Source organism: Actinoplanes derwentensis (assembly GCF_900104725.1).
GTDB lineage: Bacteria > Actinomycetota > Actinomycetes > Mycobacteriales > Micromonosporaceae > Actinoplanes > Actinoplanes derwentensis.
The window spans coordinates 4,156,923-4,177,987 of sequence record NZ_LT629758.1 but is presented as its reverse complement, the minus strand read 5'-3'; the positions used below and the strand labels follow the sequence as shown (position 1 = coordinate 4,177,987).

The following is a 21,065-nucleotide window of genomic DNA, read 5'->3' as shown; positions in this document are numbered from 1 at the left end:
GTACGGGTGACCCGTACCCGCGAATCGTCCGTCAGAACCTGGGGATGATCTCCTCGGCGAAGCGCTGCAACGGCTCGTGGTCGTAGGCCACCCGGGGGATGTAGATGATGAAGTAGTTCGCGCCCGCCTCGGCCAGGCGTTCCAGCCGGGCGATGGTGTCGGCGGTGGATTCGGCCGGATCGAGGTGGATGCTCGTCGACTTCTTGATCCGGTCGTAGTCGCGGCCCAGCTTGTCGCAGTGCGCGCGCAGCACCGCCGCCTTCTGCCGGAACAGCTCCGGGTCGCCGTTGCCGAAGTTGGCGCCGTCGGCGTACTTCGCCACCAGCTTCAGCGTCACCTTCTCCCCACCGCCGCCGAGCCAGAACGACGGGTGCGGCTTGCGGACCCCCTTCGGCTCGTTGATCGGCTGATCGATCCGATAGTGCCTACCCTCGAAGACCGGGCGCTCCTCGGTCCACATCTTGTGCACGACCTCGACGGCCTCCCGGAAGGCGGCCATCCGCTCGGGAACCTCGGCCCACTCGTAGCCGTAGGCCTTCCACTCGTGCTCGTACCAGCCCGCGCCGAGACCCGCGTAGAGCCGGCCGTGGCTGGCCACGTCGACGGTCGAGGCGATCTTCGCGTACAGCGCCGGGTGCCGGTAGCCGTTGCAGCCGACCATCTGGCCGATGTTCACCCGGCTGGTGTCGCGCGACAGCGTGGACGTGACGGTCCACGCCTCGAAGGTGCTGTTGATGGTGGGTTCCGGAACCGTATGAAAATGGTCGTAGACCCAGATGCTGTCCCAGGGACCGGCGTCGGCGACCTTCGCGACAGCCGTCATCGCCTCGTACTGCTCGACCGGGTCGGCGATCTCGACCAAGTCCATCCGCCATCCCTGCGGCACGAATACCCCGAAACCAATGCTCATGAGATCAACCTACCGAGACCTCGCCCCGGCCGCCGCCTGCCGCCCGGTCACCCGCTGGGCCGGCCGGAACCCCGGCTGGATGCGTGACGGGGGACGGACGGGCGGCGTCCGGCGACGGACGGCCGCCGGAACCGGCGGGGCGTACGGTGTTCGGAACCCGGGTGGTGAGGGAAGGTTGCGGCTTCCCCTCGCGTCGCTTCCCCGGAGGTCGTCTTGTTCGACCAGGCCCCTGCCAACCGCACCTTCGTCCAGGTGGCGGCCGTGGCCGCGCTCGTCTTCATCGGCGCCGGACTGCTGGCCCTTAGCCTTTCGCCCGCGGGAATCGCCGGCATGGTGGTCTACGCCCTGCTGCCACTGGCCTGGATGACCGCCTTCTGCAGTCTGGCCGGACTGGCACTGGCCCAGATCCGGTACTGAGAAGGCGGCCGAACCTCAGGAGACGGGCGGCTTCAGCAGCGGTACCCGGTCCCAGACCCGGTGGGCGGCCAGCGCCGTGACGATCTGGTCGGCGCCCGGGTCGGGCAGGATGCCCGGGGCGGTGGCGTCGATGCCGGCCGCGGTCAGCGTGCGCACGCCGTCGCCGGAGACGCCGATCGGCTTGGCATGCCGGTAGGCCTCCTGCAGCAGGACCGCCACCCGCGGGTCAGTGGTGGCCGACGTGACCAGGACGGTGTCGAACTCGACGGATCGTGCGGTCTGGAAGGTGCGTTCCACCCCGTCACCCCCGGTCGGCGCGATCAGGCGTACCACCACGCCGTGGGTTTTCAGGTCCCGCTGAAGAGTCGAGACGTCGGTGTCAGCGGTGCCGATCACACCGACGATCCGACCCGCGACCGGCCATGTCCGGCCGTCGATCTGGGCCAGGGCGGGTGACGGCGTGACCTCGGCCGGCGGCTTCCCGACGGGGGCCGGCAGCCCCAGTCCGGCCGCGACCTGCTCGGTCAGCTCGGTGTCCACGTTCGCCAGGACCTCCAGCACCCGTTCGCGGATCGGCTGCTCGTAGAGCTTGCTCAGCTCGAAGGTGATCGCCTCGGCGACGTGACCCTGTTCGATCGGGCTGAGACTCGCGTAGAAGAGCGCCGCCTGCGAGTAGTGGTCGGAGAACGACACCGGGTTCGCCCGGATCTTGGGGCCGTCCACGGGTTCCGGCAGGTTGACGTAGCCGCCGCCGGCCTCGCCGCCCGGCCTGGCCTCGGCCGACTGCGCTCCGGCCGGGACCGGGCCGTCCGCACCGGCGAGACTGTTCGGCAGGTAGGGGGCGATGCCCTGATGCACGACGCTCTGGTGGATGCCGTCGCGGAGGTTGTCGTTGACCGGGGCGTGCGCGCGGTTGACCGGCAGCTGGGTGAAGTTCGGCCCGCCCAGGCGGCTGAGCTGGGTGTCCAGGTAGGAGAAGAGCCGGCCCTGCAGCAGCGGATCGTTGGTGACCTCGATGCCGGGGACCAGGTTGCCGATGTGGAAGGCGATCTGCTCGGTCTCGGCGTGGAAGTTGTCCGGGTTCCGGTTCAGCGTCAGCTTCCCGACCGGCTGGACCGGTGCCAGCTCCTCCGGTACGAGTTTCGTCGGGTCGAGCAGGTCGATGCCCTCGAACGTCTCGTCGTCGGTGTCCGGCAGGACCTGGATGCCGAGTTCGTATTCGAAGAACAGTCCCGCGTCGATCGAGTCGGCGAGGTCCCGGCGGTGGAAGTCGGGGTCGAATCCGGCGGTCAGCTGGGCCTCCTCCCAGGCCAGTGAGTGCACCCCGGCGACCGGCTTCCAGTGGAACTTGACGAGTGAACTCGTCCCGTCAACATTGACGAGACGGAACGTGTGGACGCCGAAACCCTCCATCGTCCGGTACGAGCGGGGAATGCCCCGGTCGGACATCGCCCACAAAACCATGTGGGTGGCCTCGGTGTGCAGGGACACGAAGTCCCAGAACGTGTCGTGCGCGGTCTGCGCCTGCGGGATCTCCCGGTCCGGATGCCATTTGGCGGCGTGGATCAGGTCCGGGAACTTGATCGCGTCCTGAATGAAGAAGACCGGCATGTTGTTGCCGACCAGGTCGAAGTTGCCTTCGGCGGTGTAGAACTTCACGGCGAAGCCGCGCACGTCACGGACCGTGTCGGCCGACCCGCGTGAGCCGAGCACTGTGGAGAACCGGGCGAACACCTCGGTCTCCCGGCCCTTCTCGGCGAGGAAACCGGCGCTGGTCACGGAGGCGGCGCTCCCGTACGCGGTGAACGTCCCGTAGGCGCCGGCACCCCGGGCGTGGACCACCCGCTCCGGGATCCGTTCGTGGTCGAAGTGAGTGATCTTCTCCCGCAGGTGGAAGTCCTCCAGCAACGTCGGCCCGCGGGGACCGGCCTTGAGGGAGTGGTCGGTGTCCGGCAGGCGCACACCCTGCGAGGTGGTCAGATCCGGTCCGCTCTGCAGTCCCCGGGCAGTCGCCAGGGACTCCGCGACCGGGCTGGTCTCGGCGGGTTCCTTCGCCGCCGGGCCAGGAACAGTCGGTTTCATGAATATTAATCCGTTCTGTGAATTTTGAAGGGCTTACTAGAACGCTTACCCCGACAACTCCGGTCAGAACGTGGGTCACGGGTACGTTTGCTCCATGATCACCCCGCAGCTGATGTCGGCCTTCGGAGGTCACTGGACCGGCGACGGCACCGGCGTCACCGTGATCCTCCCGCCACCCGGCACGGTGGCCTCCGGTGAAGTCCGCGGCGGCGCCCCGGCGACCCGCGACTTCGCCCTGCTCGAACCGGGCCGCCTGGTCGACCGGGTCGACGCCGTGGTGCTCTCCGGCGGCTCGGCGTTCGGCCTGGCCGCCGGCGACGGGGTGCTGCGGCTGCTGGCCGAACAGGGCCGGGGCTATCCGACCCCGTTCGGCCCGGTGCCGATCGTCGTCGGCATGTCCGTCTTCGACGCGTCGATCGCGACGCGGCCGCCGGGCCCGGATGAGGGACGCGCGGCGGCGCTGGCGGCGCTCACCGGCAAACCCTTTCGCGTGGGTACGGTCGGAGCAGGCACCGGAGCCCGCAGCGGAAGATGGCGCCCCGAGACGTCCCCCGGCGGTCTGGGTCACGCCGCGGGCCGGGCCGGCGCCGCCCGGGTGGAGGTGATCGTCGTGGTCAACGCCTGGGGCGACGTGATCGGCACCGACGGCCGCCCGGTCTTCGGCGGCGCCCCGGTGACCGACCCGGCCGTGCGACTCGGCGTCGAGAACACCACCATCGCCGTGGTTCTCACCGACGCCGAGCTCAGCAAACTCGACTGCCACCTGCTGGCCCAGAGCGGCCACACCGGTTTCGCCCGGGCCCTGCACCCGGCCCACTCCCGCTACGACGGCGACGCCGTGGTCGCACTCGCCACCGGCGAGGTCCCCGGCGCCGACCTGGACCTGCTGCGCGCGGTCACCGCTGAGGTGATGGCCACCGCCATCCGCTCAGCCGTCACACCGTCAGCTGGGGCGTGACAGCAGGTACCGGGCGCTCAGCCAGCATGTCAGGAACCCGAGGGCGTTGCCGGCCGCCAGCAGTTTCGTCAGGGTGAGACTGGTGACCGGCTGCGGCAACAGCAGGGCGATCACCAGCAGCACCGCGAAGTAGACGGCGTTGAGCAGCAGAGCCGTCCGGGCATGACCCACCTGTTCGAGATAGGTCAGCACGGCCAGGGTCCCGCCGAAGACCACGAACGTCGGGCCGATCCACATCAAATATTCGGCCGTCGTCCGCGCGACCTCCGGATCCGAGGTGAGGATCCGGCTCACCGGGTCCCGGACCAGGAAGATCAGGACACTGATCACGGCGTACGCCGGAAGGGCGATCCGCACCGCCGCGCTCAGGCCGGACACCTCGATCGGCTGCCGGACCGGACCGGGCCGCAGGTTCGCCGCGACGGCCGCACCCGAGCCGACCGCCAGCGCCACCACCATGAAGAAGGTGTTCGCCCCCTGCCCCAGGTTGAATCCGGCGACGTCGGCCGAAGTGGCGTTGCGCAACACCCACAGGAAACCGAAGTTCACCGTCGACAGCAGCAGAAACGTCACCGCCACCGGAGCGCCGAGAGCCCACAGCAGGACCGCCGCGTCCCGCTGGAACCAGGGCCCGCCGGCGGTGTGCCCGCGCAGCAGCCCTCGTGTCACGGCACCCGCGACCACACCGGCGATCAGCGTGGCGGCGGGCACCGCGAGCACCCCGAGTCCGGTCCCGGCGCCCAGCGCCACCATCGTCGCCATCGACAGCACCGTGAATCCGACCGCCAGAGCCGATGACCTGCCGGTCCGCCCGGTGCCCCGCAGTAGTGCGGCACCGCCGTACGGCACCAGGCTCACGATCGTGGCCAGGCACATCGTCACCACGAACGCCAGCACCTCCGGCCGCTGCGCGGGGCGCACCCGCAGCGCGTCCATGATCGGGCCCGCGGACGCCGCGAACACCCCGGCGATCAGCAGCAGCACCCCGCCACCCAGCACCAGGAACGTCGGCAGTGGCCGGAGCACGTCGTGCCGACCGGAGCGGGTGGCTATCCCCGCCGACACCTGCGCCGCGACCACCAGACCCTCGGTGACCGCCAGGATCAGGAACCCGACCGGGGTGAAGATCGCCCGCACATAGAGCGCGTCACCACCCAGCCGGCCGAGGAACGCCAGCGTGAACAGATGCAGGACCAGACCGGCCAGCAGCCCCACGAGAATCGAAGCGGAGAACCGGACCGCGGGAGCGACCAGGGACGGCACGCGTCAGAGCTTGGTGATCGGGACCTGGAGTTCGGTCACCCAGTCGTCGCGGTTCTCCGGGCACTCCAGGTTGATCTCGCGGGCGTAGCCGTCGGCGCGGTAACCGTTCGCGTCGATCCACTGGGCCAGGGTCTGCGCGGTCGGGACCACCGAGTCCATCGACCCGTGGTGCACGATCGTGGCCGCCTGCGCGATCGGGGCGAGATCACGTACCGAGAAGTCGGTGGTCTCCGGGCCACCGGCGACCTGGATCGCGGCATGGACGGTGATGCCGCCGTCCACCGTGTCCTCGTAATAGGCGACCCCGGGACCGGACGGGTGCACCCCGGCCGCCTCCAGCCGCTCGAACAGCTGAGCGTAGAGCGGGCTGATCACCGGGCTGATGTCCTCCGGCTGGTAGCTCGCGGCGACCGCGGTCAGCTCGGCGACCCGGAGCGACGGGACGTTCTTGACGACGACGACGTCGTTGGTGGGCATGTGGCCCTCACTCTCGATGGCTCGGAGCCGCGCCTCCACCTGCGTCAGCCGGGCGGCCGCCGCGGTCATCGCCGCCTCCAGTTCGGCCCGGCGCAGCCGGAGCATGCCCCGCAACTCCTCGGTGCTCAGGCTGCCGTCGACGATGTCGTGCACCTTCTGCAGCGTGAAACCGAGGTCTTTCAGGGCGATGATCCGGTTGAGCCGGGCCAGCTGACCGGCGGTGTAATGCCGGTAACCGGTGGCCGGGTCGACGTGGGCGGGCCGCAGCAGTCCGGTCGCGTCGTAGTGACGCAGCATCCGGACCGAAACGCGGCCATGGCGGGCGAAGTCTCCGATGGTGAACATGTCGGCTCCGACTCAACGCCCTGACACCGTGTCAGAGTCAACCACTTGTTTCCGCGGACCGGCCGTCAGCGTTCGTCGATCACCAGTTCGACCTGGTCCGGATAGAAGGCGACAAAACCTTTGATCTCCGAGACCGCGTCGTACGGGTCCGGATAGCCCCACACGGCATCCGCCGCGTCCGGAAGTGACCAGTAGCTCGCGTCGCCCTTGTACGGGCAGTACGTCTGCTTGTCGCTCGGGGTCAGCACCGCCGGGTCGACATCACCGAGCGGCACGTACTGCACCGGTGGGTAGTTCGACTCCTGCAGCGTCAGCGCGTTCGGAGTGTCGGCGATCACCGTCCCGCCGACGGTGATGGTCACCCTTTTACCGGTCGGGGTGATCGTGATCGGATGTTCCGGGCCTGGATGCAGACGAGGCTTGGACATATCGAGGAGACTACCCATGTCGAGCGCCGTCGAGGCCGTGAAGGCCACCGGGATCGAGTACGACGTGATCCGGCACGGGCCGGTGAACAGTGCCGCCGAGGCCGCGGCCGCCCGTGGGATGGAGATCCGTGACCTGGTCAAGACGCTCGTCGTGCGCCGGGCCGACGGGGACTTTCTGTTCGTGCTCGTCCCCGGGGACCGGGCCGTCTCCTGGCCCAAGCTACGCACCCTGCTCGGGGTGAACCGGCTGTCGATGCCGGACGCGGCGACCGCCAAGGGGGCCACCGGGTACGAGCGGGGCACCATCACGCCGTTCGGTTCGCTGCGGGCGTGGCCGGTGATCGCCGACGCGACCTTGCGCGGCCGGACCGTCAGCCTGGGGGCGGGCGAGCACGGGGTGGCGCTGCGGGTCGCCGCCGACGCCGCCGTGGAGTGCCTGGGCGGCACGTTCGCCGACGTCACCGACCTGACCCCCTGAACCCGCGTGGTGAGTTGGGGTGCGATTCGCACCCCAACTCACCACGCGGGTTGGCTCTCGGGCCCTCTTCGGTGAGGCGTCAGTTCTTGAGAGCGGCGTTTCAGTTCTTGAGGGCGGCGGTTACCGCGTCGGCCAGCGGGGTGGTCGGGCGGCCGATCAGGCGGGCGAGGGTGCCGGTCGAGTCGTCCAGGTGGCCGTCGCGGATCTTGGTGTCGGTGTCCGCGAGCAGGCCCGCGAAGCCCTCCGGCAGGCCGGCGCCGACGAGCGCGGCCGCGTAGTCGGCGACCGGCAGGTCCTGGTAGGCGACCGGCGAGCCGGACTGCTTCGCCACCTCGGCGGCCAGCTCGGCCAGGGTGAACGGCTGGTCACCGGCCAGCTCGAAGACACCGGTCTCGCCGCTGATCAGCACGGCGGCGGCCGCCTCGGCGAAGTCGGCCCGGGTGGCGGCGGCGATCCTGCCGTCGGCGGCGCTGCCGTACAGGGTGCCCTGGGCGATCGCGGGGCCGAACGAACCGGCGTAGTTCTCGATGTACCACCCGTTGCGGAGCAGGGCGAACTCGATGCCGGACGCCTCGATCAGCTTCTCGGTGGCGAGGTGCTCGGGGGCGAGGCCGAGCGGGCTGGTGTCGGCGCGCAGGATGCTGGTGTACGCCAGGAAGCCCACGCCGGCGGTCTTGGCGGCCTCGATCACGGCGGTGTGCTGGGGCACCCGCTGGCCGACCGCGTTGCCGGAGATCAGCAGCAGCTTGTCGACCCCGGCGAACGCGGTGGCCAGGGTCTCGGGTCGCTCGTAGTCGGCCTCGCGCACCTGGACACCCCGGGCGGCCAGGCCGGCGGCCTTCGTGGTGTCCCGGACCGCGGCGACGATGTCGCTCGGGGCGGTGCCGCGGGCGATCAGCGCCTCGACGACGAGAGCGCCCAGGTGTCCGGTGGCTCCGGTGACGGCGATGGTCATGGTGACTCCTCAGTTTCCAGCTCGGCTTCCCCGGCCCGGCTCGGTGGTTCCCAGGATCGACCCGGTTCTTCCCGGCTCGACTCGGTTCTTACCAGCTCGGTGGCGATGTCCAGAACAATGGCACTAACTTTTTGAAAGTGCAAACTTTTCGAAGGCGCTGGTATTGTCGACGGTGTGGACGACGACCTGATCCCCAGCGTGTTCGCACGTGACTGTGCCTCCCGTGACGTGCTGGCCAACGTCACCGGCCGGTGGGGCGGGCTGGCGCTGGCCGCGCTGCACGAGGGGTCCTACCGATTCAACGCCCTGCGCCGCCGGGTCGACGGGGTGAGCGAGAAGATGCTGGCCCAGACGTTGCAGGCGCTCGAGCGCGACGGTCTGGTCCGGCGCGAGGTGCAGGCAACCATCCCGCCCCGGGTGGAGTACAGCCTCACCGACTTCGGCGCGCGGGCCGCCGCCAAACTCGTCGAGCTGATCGAGCTGGTCGAGAGTGAGGTCCCGGCCGCACAGGCGGCGCGTGCGGCGTACGACCGCTCGCATTGATAGTTTTCCGGGGTGACTGATGAAGCTCCGATCCGGACCGATGTCCCGCCCTCCGGCACCGGGTGTGCCGAGTGCCTCGCCGCCGGCGGCTGGTGGTTCCATCTGCGCCGGTGCGCCGAGTGCGGTCAGGTGGGCTGCTGCGACAGTTCGCCGTCGCAGCATGCCACCGCGCACTGGAAGGCGACCGGGCATCCGGTGATCCAGTCGTTCGAGCCGGGTGAGGACTGGTTCTGGGATTTCCGCAGCGAAACGGCCGGTTCCGGGCCGGTGCTCGCGCCGCCGGCCAGCCATCCGGCCGAGCAGCCCGCGCCGGGCCCCGCAGGCGCGGTACCGTCGGATTGGACGCGTCACCTCAATCGCTGAAATATCCGTCATGTGCCCTTTAAGCGGGTTCCCTCAGGTGAGGGCCGTCACGTCCGATGGACCGTACGTCGGATTTTTGAGGGGGGCGGATGGGCGCGTTACAGAACATCGGTATCGCCAAGCGGCTGGCGGCGATCGTCGTGGGCGGCGCTGTCGCGCTCGGCGCACTGGCGGCGATCGCCCTGACCAGCCAGGCCACGCTGAGTACACAGGCCGAGGACGTCCGCAAGCTGGAGGCCTGCCTCGCGGCCCTGAATCACCTCAACAACCGGCAGAGCGAACTGAAGGTGGACGCCTACCGGTCCGCCCTCGGCCAGGACGTCAGCCAGGACGTGGTCGACGACGTGCAGTCCGCGGTCGAGGCCGGCGACGCGGTGGAGTCCTGCGGGATGCCCAGCGCGCTGATCACCGAGTTCCAGGGGTACCGCGCCGACTTCAACTCCTTCAACGCCTTCATCACGACGTTCGTCACCAACGGCGTGGCGAACCCGAAGTCGGTTCTCGACGACATCGACCAGATCCCCGAGCAGAACGACAAGACCGACGGCGAGCTGGACGTCCTCACCGAGAAGGTGCAGGCCGGCATCGACCAGCAGAAGGCCGAGATGGACACGGCCATCTCCAGCACCCGGATGTGGGCGCTCATCGTCGCCGGGCTCGGCCTGGCCCTGCTGATCGGCATGGCGATCCCGCTGGTCCGGTCGATCCTCGGCCCGATCCGGCAACTCGCCACCGTGATCGGCGCCCTGGACAAGGGTGACCTCACCATCCGCAGCGAGATCACCAGCCAGGACGAGCTGGGCGTGATGGCGGCCGGCCTGGACCGGTCGCTGGACAAGATGCGCGACTCGATGCGGACCATCGCCCACGACGCCGACACCCTCGCCGCCGCCTCGACCGAGCTGGCCGCCGTCTCCGGTGAGATCGCCTCGGCCGTCGACAACACCGACCGGCAGAGCAGCTCCGCCTCGACCGAGGCCGACGAGATCTCCCGCAACGTGCAGACCGTCGCGGCCGGCTCGGAGGAGATGGGCCTGTCGATCCGGGAGATCTCCCGCAACGCCGCCGACGCCGCACAGGTCGCCTCGATCGCGGTGTCCGAGGCCGCCAGCGCCACCGAGACCATCCGCAAGCTCGGCGAGTCGTCCGCCGAGATCGGCAACGTGATCAAGCTGATCACCTCGATCGCCGAACAGACCAACCTGCTCGCCCTGAACGCCACCATCGAAGCCGCTCGTGCCGGGGACGCCGGCAAGGGCTTCGCGGTGGTCGCCTCCGAGGTCAAGGACCTGGCCCAGGAGACCGCCCGCGCCACCGAGGACATCGGCAGCCGGGTCACCGCCATCCAGCAGGACACCGGCGGCGCGGTCGATGTGATCAACCGGATCTCCGAGGTGATCGCCCAGATCAACGACTTCCAGACGACCATCGCCTCGGCAGTCGAGGAGCAGACCGCCACCACCGGCGAGATGAGCCGCAGCATCGCCGAGGTGGCCGCCGGTTCACAGCGCATCGCCACCAACATCAGTGACGTCTCGGCGGCCAGCGCCGCCACCGTCGGCGGTGTCAACCAGACCCGCGAGGCCAGCAACGAGGTGTCACGGACCGCCGAGGAACTGCGCAACCTGGTCGGCGCGTTCAAGTTCTAAAGCACATTCCTCTTCTGGTACGGGGCCGGTCGCCACTGACCGGCCCCGTTTCCGTGATCAGCGGCCGGTCGTCACTGACCGGCCCCGTTTCCGTGATCAGCTCAGGACCGGTGCGGCGTGGCCGATGGAAGGCTCATGCGTAAGCTGCTCCGCCGCTCGCCGGTGTCCGTGGACGATGGCGCCCTGCTCAAACGGCGGCGCACCATCGAGACCGCGGCCCTGGTGTCGCGCGGTCTCGGGATCGTCTCCACCGCGCTGGCCGCGGCCGGGATCGGCGCCGGATCGGTGTCGACGGTGATGAACAGTGACCACATGCGGCTCGCCTGTTGGGCGGGCGTCGTGCTGATGGCGTTGGCTAACGTGTTCGCCTTCGTCAGCCGGCGCCGTCCGGCGTCACCCTGGTACACGCCCCTCAGCGCCGGACAGGTCGTCCTCGACACCACGACGATCCTCGGCATCGTGGTGATCTCGACGCTCGACAGTGGCACCACCACCTGGCCGTTGCTGTCCCTGGCGATCGCGGTGGCGGCCCTGCGGCACCGGTTGCCCGGCGCGCTGCTGGTCTTCGCGGCGACCTCGGCCGGCTTCACGTATTTCACGCCGTACACCAGCGAATCGTCTTTTGTCCTGGGTGTCGGTCTTCTGATCGCGGTGATCACCGGGGCACAGTCGTCGTCGCTGGACCATCACCTGACCGAACTCAACGAGATCCGGCGGGAGCTGCAGCACCAGGCCACCCATGATCCGATGACCGGGTTGCCGAACCGGGCGCGGCTGGCCGGCTACGCGGACGCCTGCGCCGGCCGTCCGCTGGCGGTGTTGTTGCTGGACCTGAACGGGTTCAAAGAGGTCAACGACACGTACGGGCATGCGGCCGGGGATGTGCTGCTGCACGAGATCGGGGCCCGGCTGGCGGGGGCGCTCGGCGACGAAGGTCTGGTCGGGCGGTTGGGCGGGGACGAGTTCCTGGTCCTGCTGCCGGAGGCGGACACCGCGGTGGTGGCCCGGACGGTGACCCGGATCCGGGACCATGTCCGGCAACCGGTCGCTCTCGGTGACGGCCGCACGGTCCGGGTCGGGATCAGCGCCGGTGTGGCGATGCGGGCGGCCGGTGAAGACACTCGCCTGGACGCGCTGACGGCCGAGGCGGACGCCGCCATGTACCGGGAGAAGCGCGGCCGAACCGTGGCCTGACTCCCTCGTGCCTGCCCTGCCTGGTTCGACTTCCTCATGTCTGCCGACTCGGCTCCTCATGCCTGCCTGGTTTGCTGCCGATCAGAGGGCCATGCGCAAGGTGACCGGCAGGCGGACCGCGCCGCCGGTCGACGACTCGCTGCGGTCGCGGCGGCGGGCGGTGGAGACGGCCGGGATGGCGTCACGTTCCGTCGGGTTCGTGCTGACCGCCGTCTACATGAGCGGTGTGACCGACCTGGCGCCCGCCCAGCTCAGCAACGACATGATGATCGCGTCCTGGCTCGCCCTCGGGCTGATCGCCGCGGCGAACGTGCTGGCCGTACTGGCCCGGCGGCGACCGGCGTCACGCTGGTATTCGCTGCTCAGCGCGGTACAGGTGCTGTTCGACACGGTCACGATCATCGCGTTCGTGGTGGTCTCCGAGCGGGACTTCACCCAGACCACATGGCCGTTGCTGGCGCTCAGCATCTCGATCGCCGCGATCCGGCACCAGCTCCTCGGCGCGGTGCTCACCTTCGCGATCACATCGGTGGCGTTCGTGCTGCTGGTACCGGACTCGCCGGACCTCGCGTTCGTTCTCGGCACCAACGTGATGACCGCGATCATGGCCGGGTCGCAGTCGTCCGCGTTCGCCCGGCAGTTCGCCGAACTCAACGAGACCCGGCGAGCCCTGCAACACCAGGCCACCCACGACCCGCTCACCGGGTTGCCGAACCGGGCGCGGCTGGCCGCCTACGCGGACGGTTGCACCGGCCGTCCGCTGGCGGTGTTGTTGCTGGACCTGAACGGGTTCAAGGAGGTCAACGACACCTACGGGCACGCGGCCGGGGACGTGCTGCTGCATGAGATCGGCACCCGGCTGGCCCTGGTGCTCGGCGACGAGGGCATGGTCGGGCGGCTGGGCGGCGACGAGTTCCTGGTGCTGCTGCCGGATGCCCGGGCCGAGGCGATCGGCCCGGTGGCCGACCGGATCCGCTCAGCGGTCAGGCAGCCGATCGACATCGGCGGCCACCGGGTGACTGTCGGCGTCAGTGCCGGGTCGGCGCTGCGCCCGGCCGGGACCGGCACCGGACTGGACGCGCTGACCGCGGAGGCGGACGCGGCGATGTACCGGGACAAGCGTGACCGCCGGGCCGCCTGAGATCGATTCATTGCGATGAATCGTTTCGGCGGGTAGGTTCGTTAACACGTCGGTAACGACGTCACAGGGGACTGCCCGGGGCGGGTGGAACGCGTCGACACGCGCTGTTCACATCCCCCGGTTCCACCTCCCCGAAGAGGCAGGTCATGAAGAGAAGACTGGCCACGATCGCCGCCGTCCTCATCACCCTCACCGCCGCGGTGTTCACCGTCGTCAACCCCGCCTGGGCCGCCACCGGCCTACGCGTCAGCGGTCGCAACATCGTCGAGGCCAACGGCTCGACGTTCGTGATGCGCGGCATCAACCACATGCACACCTGGTACGCCGGACAGACCCAGTCGTTCGCGGACATGAAAGCCGCCGGGGCGAACACCGTCCGGGTCGTGCTCAGCGGCGGCCGCTGGACCGCCAACACCGCCGCCGACGTCACCAACGTGATCAGCCTGTGCAAGGCCAACAAGCTGATCTGTGTACTGGAGAACCACGACACCACCGGGTACGGCGAAGACTCCGCCGCCTACACCCTGGACCAGGCGGTGAACTACTGGATCGGGCTCAAGAGTGTGCTCGTGGGCCAGGAGAACTACGTAGTCATCAACATCGGCAACGAACCGATCGGCAACACCAACCCCGGCCAGTGGACGGCAGCCACGGTCGCCGCGATCCAGAAGATGCGCACCAACGGCTTCGAGCACCTGCTGATGATCGACGCCCCGAACTGGGGTCAAGATTGGCAGTACACGATGCGAGACAACGCGCAGACCGTCCTGAACGCCGACACCCGCGCCAACACGGTGCTCTCCATCCACATGTACGCCGTGTTCAACACCGCCGCGTCGATCCGCAACTACCTGGACGTCTTCCAGAACAACAACTGGCCCCTGGTGATCGGCGAGTTCGGCTGGCAGTTCGCCTCCGGCGAGGTCGACGACACCACACTGATGGCCGAGGCGCAGGCCCGGGGAATCGGCTACCTGGGCTGGTCGTGGGCCGGCAACACCGACCCGATCCTGGACATGACCAACAACTTCGACGCCACCTCGCTCACCACCTGGGGCCAGCGAATCGTCAACGGTCCGAACGGTCTGAAGGCCACCAGTAAGGAGGCCACCATCTTCAGCGGCGTCCAGCCCAGCTCACCGACCCCGTCGTCAGCGTCGCCGTCGCCCAGCTCGCCGTCTCCCTCGCCCAGCTCGCCGTCCCCGAGCACGTCGAACCCGCCGGTCGGGGCCTGCACCGCTACTTACGCCGTCACCGGCAGCTGGCCGGGCGGATTCCAGGGTGACGTCAAGGTGACCGCAGGCAGCGCGGCGATCAGCGGCTGGGCCGTGACTTGGACGTTCGCCAACGGCCAGACCGTCAGCAATGCCTGGGGCGCCACCGTGACCAGCAGCGGCTCCACAGTGACGGGCCGCAACGCGGCGTGGAACGGCGCTCTGGCAGCCGGCGCCTCCACGAACTTCGGCTTCCTCGGTTCCTGGGCCGGTACCAACGCGGTGCCTACGGTGACCTGCGCCGCAGCCTGATCCCCGCCCGATCCCGGCCAAAATAAGCGGTCTGCTCGCGGTCTGCTCGCGGTCTGCTCGCGGTCTGCTCGCGGTCTGCTCGCGGTCTGCTCGCGGTCTGCTCGCGGTCTGCTCGCGGTCTGCTCGCGGTCTGCTCGCGGTCTGCTCGCGGTCTGCTCGCGGTCTGCTCGCGGTCTGCTCGCGGTCTGCTCGCGGTCTGCTCGCGGTCTGCTCGCGGTCTGCTCGCGGTCTGCTCGCGGTCTGCTCGCGGTCTGCTCGCGGTCTGCTCGCGGTCTGCTCGCGCCCGCCTTGTGACGGGCTCGCGACTGCGGGTGTGCGACTTTCGGATGGCGAGGGTTCGCGCGGCCAAGGTTGCGCGCGGCCAAGGTCGCGCGGCCGGGGTCCGCCTGCGCGTTCTGGGCGCCGTCGTGACTGCGGTCTGATTCGGCGGTTTCGGCCGGGCGGGCGCCACCGTCCCGCCCGGCCGGAACTGTTGCTCTGGGAGCGCTCCCATGTCAGGATGTGCGGAGACGTCACCTGCCCCGGGGCGTCATCCCCAAGTCCCTGTTTATCAAGCTCATGTTGACCCGATCCGCGTTGACGCTGCTGATGTAGATCAGGCTCATTGTTGACGCGGTTCGGGTTGACGCTGCCCATGTTGACTGGGCCCATGTTGATTCGGTTCGGGTCGACGCTGCCGATGTTGATCGGGCATCGTGCTGACCGGACTCGTGTTGACGCGGTGCGCGGCGGCCATGGGCTTAAGGTCGTTGTTCACGGCGTGGGGCGGCGATGGCTTTGGGCTTTCCTCGTGCGCGGGGCTTTCCTCGTGCGGTGATCCCAGGCTCAAGTTCGGTGACCCCAGGTTCAAGTTCGGTGGCGTGGCATGGCGACACGTGACGACGCGTGCGGTGGCTTTCTGTGCGGTGACCCGACGCTCAAGCCCGGTTGGCGCGGCGCGGCCTTTGCCCCGGGCCCTCCTTGCGTGGTGGTCACGGCGGCTTTTGTTGCTCGTACCGGAAAAGATCTAGGACCAGGTGGTTAGGACCTCGGCTACGGTTGCCAGTCGCATGGGGGGCGGGGTTTCGCTTCTGGTGCGGGTGAAGCGTGGGGCTGGTGCGGGCTGTGTCACGCCGTCCACCTCGATGAACGCTGACCTTGCCGCGTTGTGAGGGTGGGATGGCGCCTCGGTCGGGGACAGCACCGGGCTCACGCACGCGTCGCGGCCCTCGAATATCGCTTCCCATTCGGCGCGCGTCTTCTGGTGGAATCGTTCGGTGAAGCGGCGGCGTAACTCCGGCCAGGCCGCGAAATCGAACTGGGCCGGCAGGTCCGGGTCGTCGTTCAGGCCTAGGCCCTGCAACAGGGCCGCGTAGAACTGTGGCTCCAGCGAACCTACCGCCACGAAACCGCCGTCGGCGGTCTCGTAAGTGTCGTAGAACGGGGCGCCGCCGTCGAGCAGGTTCGCGCCTCGGCCGCCGGGCCACTTGCCGTCCGCCAAGAAGCCGTGCAGGAACGTCATCAACATTGACGAGCCGTCAACCATTGACGTGTCGACGACTTGACCGCGGCCGGAACTTGCTCGTTCCAGTAGAGCGGCCAGTACGCCGACTGCCAGTAGCATGCCGCCGCCGGCGAAATCGGCCAGCAGGTTGAGGGGGGCGTGTGGGCGTTCGCCGGGTCGGCCGATCGGCTCCAGGGCTCCGGCGATCGCGATGTAGTTGATGTCGTGACCGGCCCGGTTCGCCAGTGGGCCGTCCTGGCCCCAGCCGGTCATCCGGGCGTACACCAGCCGGGGGTTGATCTTTTCGCAGTCCTCCGGGCCGAAGCCGAGCCGTTCGGCTACCCCGGGGCGGTAGCCCTCGACCAGGACGTCGGCCTTCGCGATCAGGCTGAGCAGCTGATCTCTGCCGTCGTCGGATTTCAGGTCGAGAGTGATCCGGCGGCGGCCGCGTTGCAGGGGACCGACCGGTCCGGTGCCGCCGGGGCGGTCCACCAGGATCACGTCGGCGCCCAAATCGGCGAGGATCATGCAGCCGAACGGGGCCGGGGCCAGGCCGGCGAGTTCGACGACGCGGATGCCGCTGAGCGCTGTCATCCGGTCGCACCTCGCTGCGGCACCGGCCACCTGCCCGCGTTGGTCTTGCCTCCGACGTTTCCGCTCCCGGGTCCGCTTCCGTTCTCGCTTCCGCTCTCATTTCCGCTCCCGTTGCCGCGGGCGAAGAAGAGAGCGAGGCTGCGGGCATAGGTGTGAGTGCGGGCGTTGTCGTGGGTGAGGGGGTCAGAGGGCACGGGAGATCAGCTCCTTCATGATCTCGTTGGTGCCGCCGTAGATCTTCTGGACTCGGGCGTCCGCGTACATCTTCGAGATCGGGTACTCGGTGGTGTAGCCGTAGCCGCCGAAGATCTGCAGGCAGCGGTCCACTACCTCGCACTGGCCCTCGGTGAGGTACAGCTTGGCCATCGCGGCGGTGGACACGTCCAGCTCACCACGGGTGTGCCGTTGGATGCAGTCGTCCAGGAACACCCTCGACACCCGGGTTCTGGTCGCCACCTCGGACAGGACCATCCGGGTGTTCTGGTGACCGATCAGCGGCTTGCCGAAAGCGGTGCGTTCCTTGGCGTAGGCGGTCGCCAGCTCCAGGGCCCGCTGCATGGCGGCGACCGCGCCGACCCCGATGACCAGGCGCTCCTGGGGGAGCTGTCGCATCATCTGGATGAATCCGGAGCCCTCGGTGCCCAGCAGGTTGGCGGCCGGCACCCGGAAGTCGTCGAAGAACAGTTCGGCCGTGTCGTTCGAGTGCAAGCCGATCTTCTCGATCTTGCGGCCGCGGCGGAAACCGTCGGGGTCGCCGGTCAGTTCGCAGACCAGCAGGGAGATGCCGTGCGCGCGTGCGGACGTGTCGGTCTTCACCGCCAGGACCAACAGGTCCGCAAGGATTCCGTTGGTGATGAACGTCTTCGAACCGGAGACCACATAGTCGTCGCCGTCGCGGACGGCTTTCGTCCGGATCGACTGGACGTCCGAGCCGCCGTCCGGTTCGGTCATCCCGATCGCGCCGATCAGCTCGCCGCTGACCAGGCCGGGCAGCCAGCGCCGCTTCTGCTCGTCGGTGCCGTAGTCGTTGATGTATCCGGTGACGATGCCGCTGTGCACGGCGATCCCGAGGCTACCCTCGCCGGCCAGGGTCTGTTCGTGTAACAGCGTGGCCTCGTGGGTGAAGTCGCCGCCCCCGCCGCCGAAGTCCTCCGGGATCGAGAGCCCGAGCAGGCCCAGCTCGCCGGCCCGGCGGTAGTGCTCCCGGTCCGGGTGCCCCTGTTGTTCGAGGCGCGCGGCGTGCGGAAGCACCTCCTTGGTGAAGAAGGTGCGGGCGAGGTCGGCGAGGTCGTCGTGTTCCGGCTTGCGCCACGGTTCGACGTAACCGTCCAGTCCAGGCGTCGGCATCGACACACCATCGAACACTGTTGGCGATGTGTCAATAAGCTTGATATGAATAACCGTCATCCATCGGGAATCACGCTCAACACATCGACATATTGCCCATCTCATCAACCTATGGATCGATGTGCCGTAGTGTCGGCCGGGTGAGTGTGGAGGCCGTGCGCCGGCGGCGGCTGGAACCGGATGCCCGGCGTGAACAGATCCTGTCGGTGGCGATCCGCTTGTTCGGGGCGAAACCGTACGCCGAGGTGTCCACGACCGATGTGGCGCGCGACGCCGGAGTGGCGCGAGGGCTCGTCAACCACTACTTCGGGACAAAAAAGGACTTATACCTCGAAGTGGTAAGGATAATGCTTACCGTGCCGGAAGTCGCCTTCGAGCAGCTTCCCCAGGGCGAACTGCCCGAACGGGCCGCTTTCATCGTGAACTGGTTCCTGGACGTCGTCTCCCGGCACAGCACCTCCTGGCTAGCGGCCACCGGGGCCGGTGGGATGGCTGATGCCGAGGTGCACGAAGTGATCGCCGAGGCGGTTGATCACGCTGCGACGGGAGTGCTGCGTGCGCTCGGGAGTGACGATCCGTCTCCGGCGCTGCGGGCGATGACCCGGTCGTACGTCGGGCTGGCCATCTGGACGGCGCAGGAGTGGCTGCAGCGGGGGGTGCTGACCCGGGATCAGGTGCATTCGCTGCTCACCGTGTCGCTGATCGCGATGGTGGAACGGGTGTTCCCGCAAGCTTCCTGAATTTGTGGACCGGACTGTCCGTGCGACGGACGGTCCGGTCCGTTCCTCCATGATGGACCGACTGGTCCGCCGGTAGTCGAAGCGCTGGTCCAGCCTTCAGGCTGGCCTCCTAGGATGCTGGACAAGGTGTGACCGGGGGCACAGTGTCAGGGCATGGGTTCGTATCGTGAGGCCTATCAGCGGAGCATCACCGACCCGGCCGGCTTCTGGCAGCATGCCGCCGAGGCCATCGACTGGATCGACCCTCCGGACCGGATCCTCGACGACAGCACCGCTCCGATCTTCCGCTGGTTCCCCGGCGCCACCCTCAACACCTGCCACAACGCCCTGGACCGGCACGTCCACAGTGGCCGGGGCGACCAGCCGGCGCTGATCCACGACAGCCCGGTCACCGGGATCACCCGCACCTGGTCCTATCGCGAACTCCGCGACGAGGTCGCCGTCTTCGCCGGTGCGCTGCGCCGTCTCGGGGTGGAACGCGGGGACCGGGTCGTGATCTACATGGCGATGGTGCCGGAGGCCGTGATCGCGATGCTGGCGTGTGCCCGCCTCGGTGCCGTGCACTCGGTGGTCTTCGGCGGGTTCGGGGCCCGGGAGCTTGCCGCCCGCATCGACGACGCCCAGCCCCGCCTGGTGATCGCCAGCTCATGCGGCATCGAGGGTGGCTTCAAGGGTGGCTTCGAGGGCGGCATCGAGAATGGCATCGAGGGCGGCATCGAGGGCCGCATCAAGGGCCGCAAGGTGGTGCGCTATCAGCCGATGCTCGACGCGGCCCTGGCCGAGTCGGCGCACGTCGTCGACTGGTGCGTGATCCTGCAACGGCCCGAGGCGCCCGCCGATCTGGTGCCGGGCCGCGATCTGAGCTGGGCGGACGCGGTGCTGGACGCGACCCCGGCGGACTGTGTGCCGGTGGCGGCGACCGATCCGCTCTACATCCTCTACACGTCCGGCACGACCGGACGGCCCAAAGGCGTGGTCCGCGACAACGGCGGCCATGCGGTGGCGTTGCGGTGGTCGATGGAGAACATCTTCGGCGTACGGCCGGGCGAGGTCTTCTGGGCCGCCTCCGACGTCGGCTGGGTGGTCGGCCACTCGTACATCGTGTACGGCCCGCTGCTGGCCGGGGCGACCACGATCCTGTACGAGGGCAAGCCGGTCGGCACTCCGGACGCGGGCGCTTTCTGGCGGGTGATCGAGCAGCACCGGGTGTCGGCGATGTTCACCGCGCCGACCGCGATCCGGGCGATCCGCAAGGAGGATCCGGAGGGCGAACTGCTGTCCGGCCGGGACGTGAGCTGTCTGCGTACGCTGTTCCTGGCGGGGGAGAGACTGGACCCGCGGACGTATGAGTGGGCCGGTGACCTGCTCGGCATCCCGATCGTCGACAACTGGTGGCAGACCGAGACGGGCTGGCCGATCGCCGCGAGCCCCCGCGGTCTGCAGGAGTTGCCGACCCGGCCGGGCTCGCCGTCGGTGCCGATGCCGGGTTACCGGGTGCGGGTGGTCGACCCGTACGGGGTGGACGTGCCGGCCGGGGTGGAGGGCGTCATCGTGCTCGGGCTGCCGTTGCCGCCGGGTTGTCTGCCGTCGTTGTGGCGGGACGACGAGCGGTATGTGCGGTCGTATCTGTCGGCGTTCCAGGGTGCCTACCTGACCGGGGACGGCGGGATGTTCGACGCCGACGGTTATCTGTACGTGCTGGGCCGCACCGATGACGTGATCAACGTGGCCGGGCACCGGCTGTCGACGGGTGCGATGGAGGAGGTGCTGGCCGAGCATCCGGCGGTCGCCGAGTGTGCCGTGATCGGGGTCGGTGACCTGCTGAAAGGGCAGATTCCCCGGGGGTTCGTGGTGCTGCGGGCCGGGGTGGGCACGCCGCCGGCGGTACTGGAGGCGGAACTGGTCGCCCGGGTCCGTGAACGGATCGGCGCGGTGGCCGCCCTGCGCCGGGTCGACGTGGTGGCGGCACTCCCGAAGACCCGATCCGGCAAGATCCTGCGCGCCACGATGCGCGATGTCGCCGACGGCCGCGAGGAGCCGGTCCCCGCGACGATCGAGGACCCGGCCGTCTTGGAGGCGCTGCGCCCGGTGTTGCGGACACCACGCTGATCAACGGTGGAGTGGGGCGGTGTGCGGCGCCTGGAATGACCGGGACCGGCGCCGCACACCGCG

Annotated in this window: 19 protein-coding genes; 11 read left to right on the top strand and 8 right to left on the bottom strand. The window is 69.0% G+C overall.

Going from position 1 to position 21,065, the window contains the following annotated elements; translation table 11 throughout:
- Positions 1-31: 31 nt before the first annotated feature.
- The gene (locus BLU81_RS18515) at positions 32-910 is read right to left on the bottom strand and encodes an LLM class F420-dependent oxidoreductase (protein WP_092545822.1); all 879 of its coding nucleotides are present in this window, start codon (positions 908-910) and stop codon (positions 32-34) included.
- A gap of 213 nt (positions 911-1,123) precedes the next feature.
- Between BLU81_RS18515 and BLU81_RS18510 the strand changes: the two genes are divergently transcribed.
- A complete protein-coding gene (locus BLU81_RS18510) occupies positions 1,124-1,327 on the top strand; it encodes a hypothetical protein (RefSeq protein ID WP_092545821.1) in 204 nt (67 codons plus the stop codon).
- A 15-nt stretch (positions 1,328-1,342) separates the two neighbouring features.
- Here the strand turns inward: BLU81_RS18510 and BLU81_RS18505 are convergent, their stop codons facing one another.
- On the bottom strand, positions 1,343-3,409 hold the full coding sequence (locus BLU81_RS18505) for a catalase (protein ID WP_092545820.1): 2,067 nt from the start codon (positions 3,407-3,409) through the stop codon (positions 1,343-1,345).
- A gap of 94 nt (positions 3,410-3,503) precedes the next feature.
- On the opposite strand from BLU81_RS18505, the gene BLU81_RS18500 reads away from it, so the two are divergent.
- Positions 3,504-4,367, top strand: a complete 864-nt coding sequence (locus tag BLU81_RS18500; protein WP_092545819.1) for a P1 family peptidase — start codon at positions 3,504-3,506, stop codon at positions 4,365-4,367.
- Here the strand turns inward: BLU81_RS18500 and BLU81_RS18495 are convergent.
- The 3 genes from BLU81_RS18495 to BLU81_RS18485 all read right to left on the bottom strand — a co-directional run bounded on the left by BLU81_RS18495 (position 4,353) and on the right by BLU81_RS18485 (position 6,880).
- Complete coding sequence (locus BLU81_RS18495; RefSeq protein WP_092545818.1) at positions 4,353-5,630, bottom strand: MATE family efflux transporter; 1,278 nt, start codon at positions 5,628-5,630, stop codon at positions 4,353-4,355. The genes BLU81_RS18500 and BLU81_RS18495 overlap by 15 nt on opposite strands.
- A gap of 3 nt (positions 5,631-5,633) precedes the next feature.
- Complete coding sequence (locus BLU81_RS18490) at positions 5,634-6,452, bottom strand: MerR family transcriptional regulator (RefSeq protein WP_092545817.1); 819 nt, start codon at positions 6,450-6,452, stop codon at positions 5,634-5,636.
- A 65-nt stretch (positions 6,453-6,517) separates the two neighbouring features.
- On the bottom strand, positions 6,518-6,880 hold the full coding sequence (locus BLU81_RS18485; RefSeq protein ID WP_092545816.1) for a DUF427 domain-containing protein: 363 nt from the start codon (positions 6,878-6,880) through the stop codon (positions 6,518-6,520).
- A gap of 16 nt (positions 6,881-6,896) precedes the next feature.
- Here BLU81_RS18485 and BLU81_RS18480 point away from each other — a divergent pair, with 16 nt between their 5' ends.
- Complete coding sequence (locus BLU81_RS18480; RefSeq protein ID WP_092545815.1) at positions 6,897-7,358, top strand: aminoacyl-tRNA deacylase; 462 nt, start codon at positions 6,897-6,899, stop codon at positions 7,356-7,358.
- A gap of 100 nt (positions 7,359-7,458) precedes the next feature.
- Here the strand turns inward: BLU81_RS18480 and BLU81_RS18475 are convergent, their stop codons facing one another.
- Positions 7,459-8,313 (bottom strand): SDR family oxidoreductase, encoded by an 855-nt coding sequence (locus tag BLU81_RS18475; RefSeq protein ID WP_092545814.1) that lies wholly within the window; start codon positions 8,311-8,313, stop codon positions 7,459-7,461.
- A 174-nt stretch (positions 8,314-8,487) separates the two neighbouring features.
- On the opposite strand from BLU81_RS18475, the gene BLU81_RS18470 reads away from it, so the two are divergent.
- From BLU81_RS18470 to BLU81_RS18445, 6 genes are all read left to right on the top strand, one after another.
- Entirely contained in the window at positions 8,488-8,856 is a 369-nt protein-coding gene (locus BLU81_RS18470) for a winged helix-turn-helix transcriptional regulator (RefSeq protein ID WP_231954631.1), read from the top strand.
- 12 nt (positions 8,857-8,868) lie between these two features.
- Positions 8,869-9,219, top strand: a complete 351-nt coding sequence (locus tag BLU81_RS18465) for a UBP-type zinc finger domain-containing protein (RefSeq protein WP_092545812.1) — start codon at positions 8,869-8,871, stop codon at positions 9,217-9,219.
- A gap of 89 nt (positions 9,220-9,308) precedes the next feature.
- The gene (locus BLU81_RS18460; protein WP_092545811.1) at positions 9,309-10,868 is read left to right on the top strand and encodes a methyl-accepting chemotaxis protein; all 1,560 of its coding nucleotides are present in this window, start codon (positions 9,309-9,311) and stop codon (positions 10,866-10,868) included.
- A gap of 135 nt (positions 10,869-11,003) precedes the next feature.
- Positions 11,004-12,062, top strand: a complete 1,059-nt coding sequence (locus BLU81_RS18455) for a GGDEF domain-containing protein (protein WP_092545810.1) — start codon at positions 11,004-11,006, stop codon at positions 12,060-12,062.
- Positions 12,063-12,153: 91 nt separating this feature from the next.
- Positions 12,154-13,203 (top strand): GGDEF domain-containing protein, encoded by a 1,050-nt coding sequence (locus BLU81_RS18450; protein ID WP_157751669.1) that lies wholly within the window; start codon positions 12,154-12,156, stop codon positions 13,201-13,203.
- A gap of 146 nt (positions 13,204-13,349) precedes the next feature.
- A complete protein-coding gene (locus tag BLU81_RS18445; RefSeq protein ID WP_092545808.1) occupies positions 13,350-14,729 on the top strand; it encodes a cellulase family glycosylhydrolase in 1,380 nt (459 codons plus the stop codon).
- 1,006 nt (positions 14,730-15,735) lie between these two features.
- On the opposite strand, the gene BLU81_RS18435 is transcribed toward BLU81_RS18445, so the two are convergent.
- The gene (locus BLU81_RS18435) at positions 15,736-16,806 is read right to left on the bottom strand and encodes a CaiB/BaiF CoA transferase family protein (protein WP_092545806.1); all 1,071 of its coding nucleotides are present in this window, start codon (positions 16,804-16,806) and stop codon (positions 15,736-15,738) included.
- Between the two features lie 183 nt (positions 16,807-16,989).
- On the bottom strand, positions 16,990-18,153 hold the full coding sequence (locus BLU81_RS18430) for an acyl-CoA dehydrogenase family protein (RefSeq protein ID WP_092557282.1): 1,164 nt from the start codon (positions 18,151-18,153) through the stop codon (positions 16,990-16,992).
- A 140-nt stretch (positions 18,154-18,293) separates the two neighbouring features.
- On the opposite strand from BLU81_RS18430, the gene BLU81_RS18425 reads away from it, so the two are divergent.
- Positions 18,294-18,893, top strand: coding sequence for a TetR/AcrR family transcriptional regulator (locus BLU81_RS18425; protein ID WP_172890579.1), 600 nt, complete (start codon positions 18,294-18,296; stop codon positions 18,891-18,893).
- Positions 18,894-19,046: 153 nt separating this feature from the next.
- Positions 19,047-21,002, top strand: a complete 1,956-nt coding sequence (locus BLU81_RS18420) for an AMP-binding protein (protein WP_092545804.1) — start codon at positions 19,047-19,049, stop codon at positions 21,000-21,002.
- Positions 21,003-21,065 lie beyond the last annotated feature (63 nt).

What these genes read in the sequence shown, in the direction of transcription:
- BLU81_RS18430 (WP_092557282.1), bottom strand. Translation starts at nt 18,153, where the DNA reads ATGCCGACGCCTGGACTGGACGGTTACGTCGAACCGTGGCGCAAGCCG.
- BLU81_RS18475 (WP_092545814.1), bottom strand. Translation starts at nt 8,313, where the DNA reads ATGACCATCGCCGTCACCGGAGCCACCGGACACCTGGGCGCTCTCGTC.
- BLU81_RS18515 (WP_092545822.1), bottom strand. Translation starts at nt 910, where the DNA reads ATGAGCATTGGTTTCGGGGTATTCGTGCCGCAGGGATGGCGGATGGAC.
- BLU81_RS18500 (WP_092545819.1), top strand. Translation starts at nt 3,504, where the DNA reads ATGATCACCCCGCAGCTGATGTCGGCCTTCGGAGGTCACTGGACCGGC.
- BLU81_RS18450 (WP_157751669.1), top strand. Translation starts at nt 12,154, where the DNA reads ATGCGCAAGGTGACCGGCAGGCGGACCGCGCCGCCGGTCGACGACTCG.
- BLU81_RS18485 (WP_092545816.1), bottom strand. Translation starts at nt 6,880, where the DNA reads ATGTCCAAGCCTCGTCTGCATCCAGGCCCGGAACATCCGATCACGATC.
- BLU81_RS18420 (WP_092545804.1), top strand. Translation starts at nt 19,047, where the DNA reads ATGGGTTCGTATCGTGAGGCCTATCAGCGGAGCATCACCGACCCGGCC.
- BLU81_RS18460 (WP_092545811.1), top strand. Translation starts at nt 9,309, where the DNA reads ATGGGCGCGTTACAGAACATCGGTATCGCCAAGCGGCTGGCGGCGATC.
- BLU81_RS18480 (WP_092545815.1), top strand. Translation starts at nt 6,897, where the DNA reads ATGTCGAGCGCCGTCGAGGCCGTGAAGGCCACCGGGATCGAGTACGAC.
- BLU81_RS18435 (WP_092545806.1), bottom strand. Translation starts at nt 16,806, where the DNA reads ATGACAGCGCTCAGCGGCATCCGCGTCGTCGAACTCGCCGGCCTGGCC.
- BLU81_RS18490 (WP_092545817.1), bottom strand. Translation starts at nt 6,452, where the DNA reads ATGTTCACCATCGGAGACTTCGCCCGCCATGGCCGCGTTTCGGTCCGG.
- BLU81_RS18445 (WP_092545808.1), top strand. Translation starts at nt 13,350, where the DNA reads ATGAAGAGAAGACTGGCCACGATCGCCGCCGTCCTCATCACCCTCACC.
- BLU81_RS18455 (WP_092545810.1), top strand. Translation starts at nt 11,004, where the DNA reads ATGCGTAAGCTGCTCCGCCGCTCGCCGGTGTCCGTGGACGATGGCGCC.
- BLU81_RS18505 (WP_092545820.1), bottom strand. Translation starts at nt 3,409, where the DNA reads ATGAAACCGACTGTTCCTGGCCCGGCGGCGAAGGAACCCGCCGAGACC.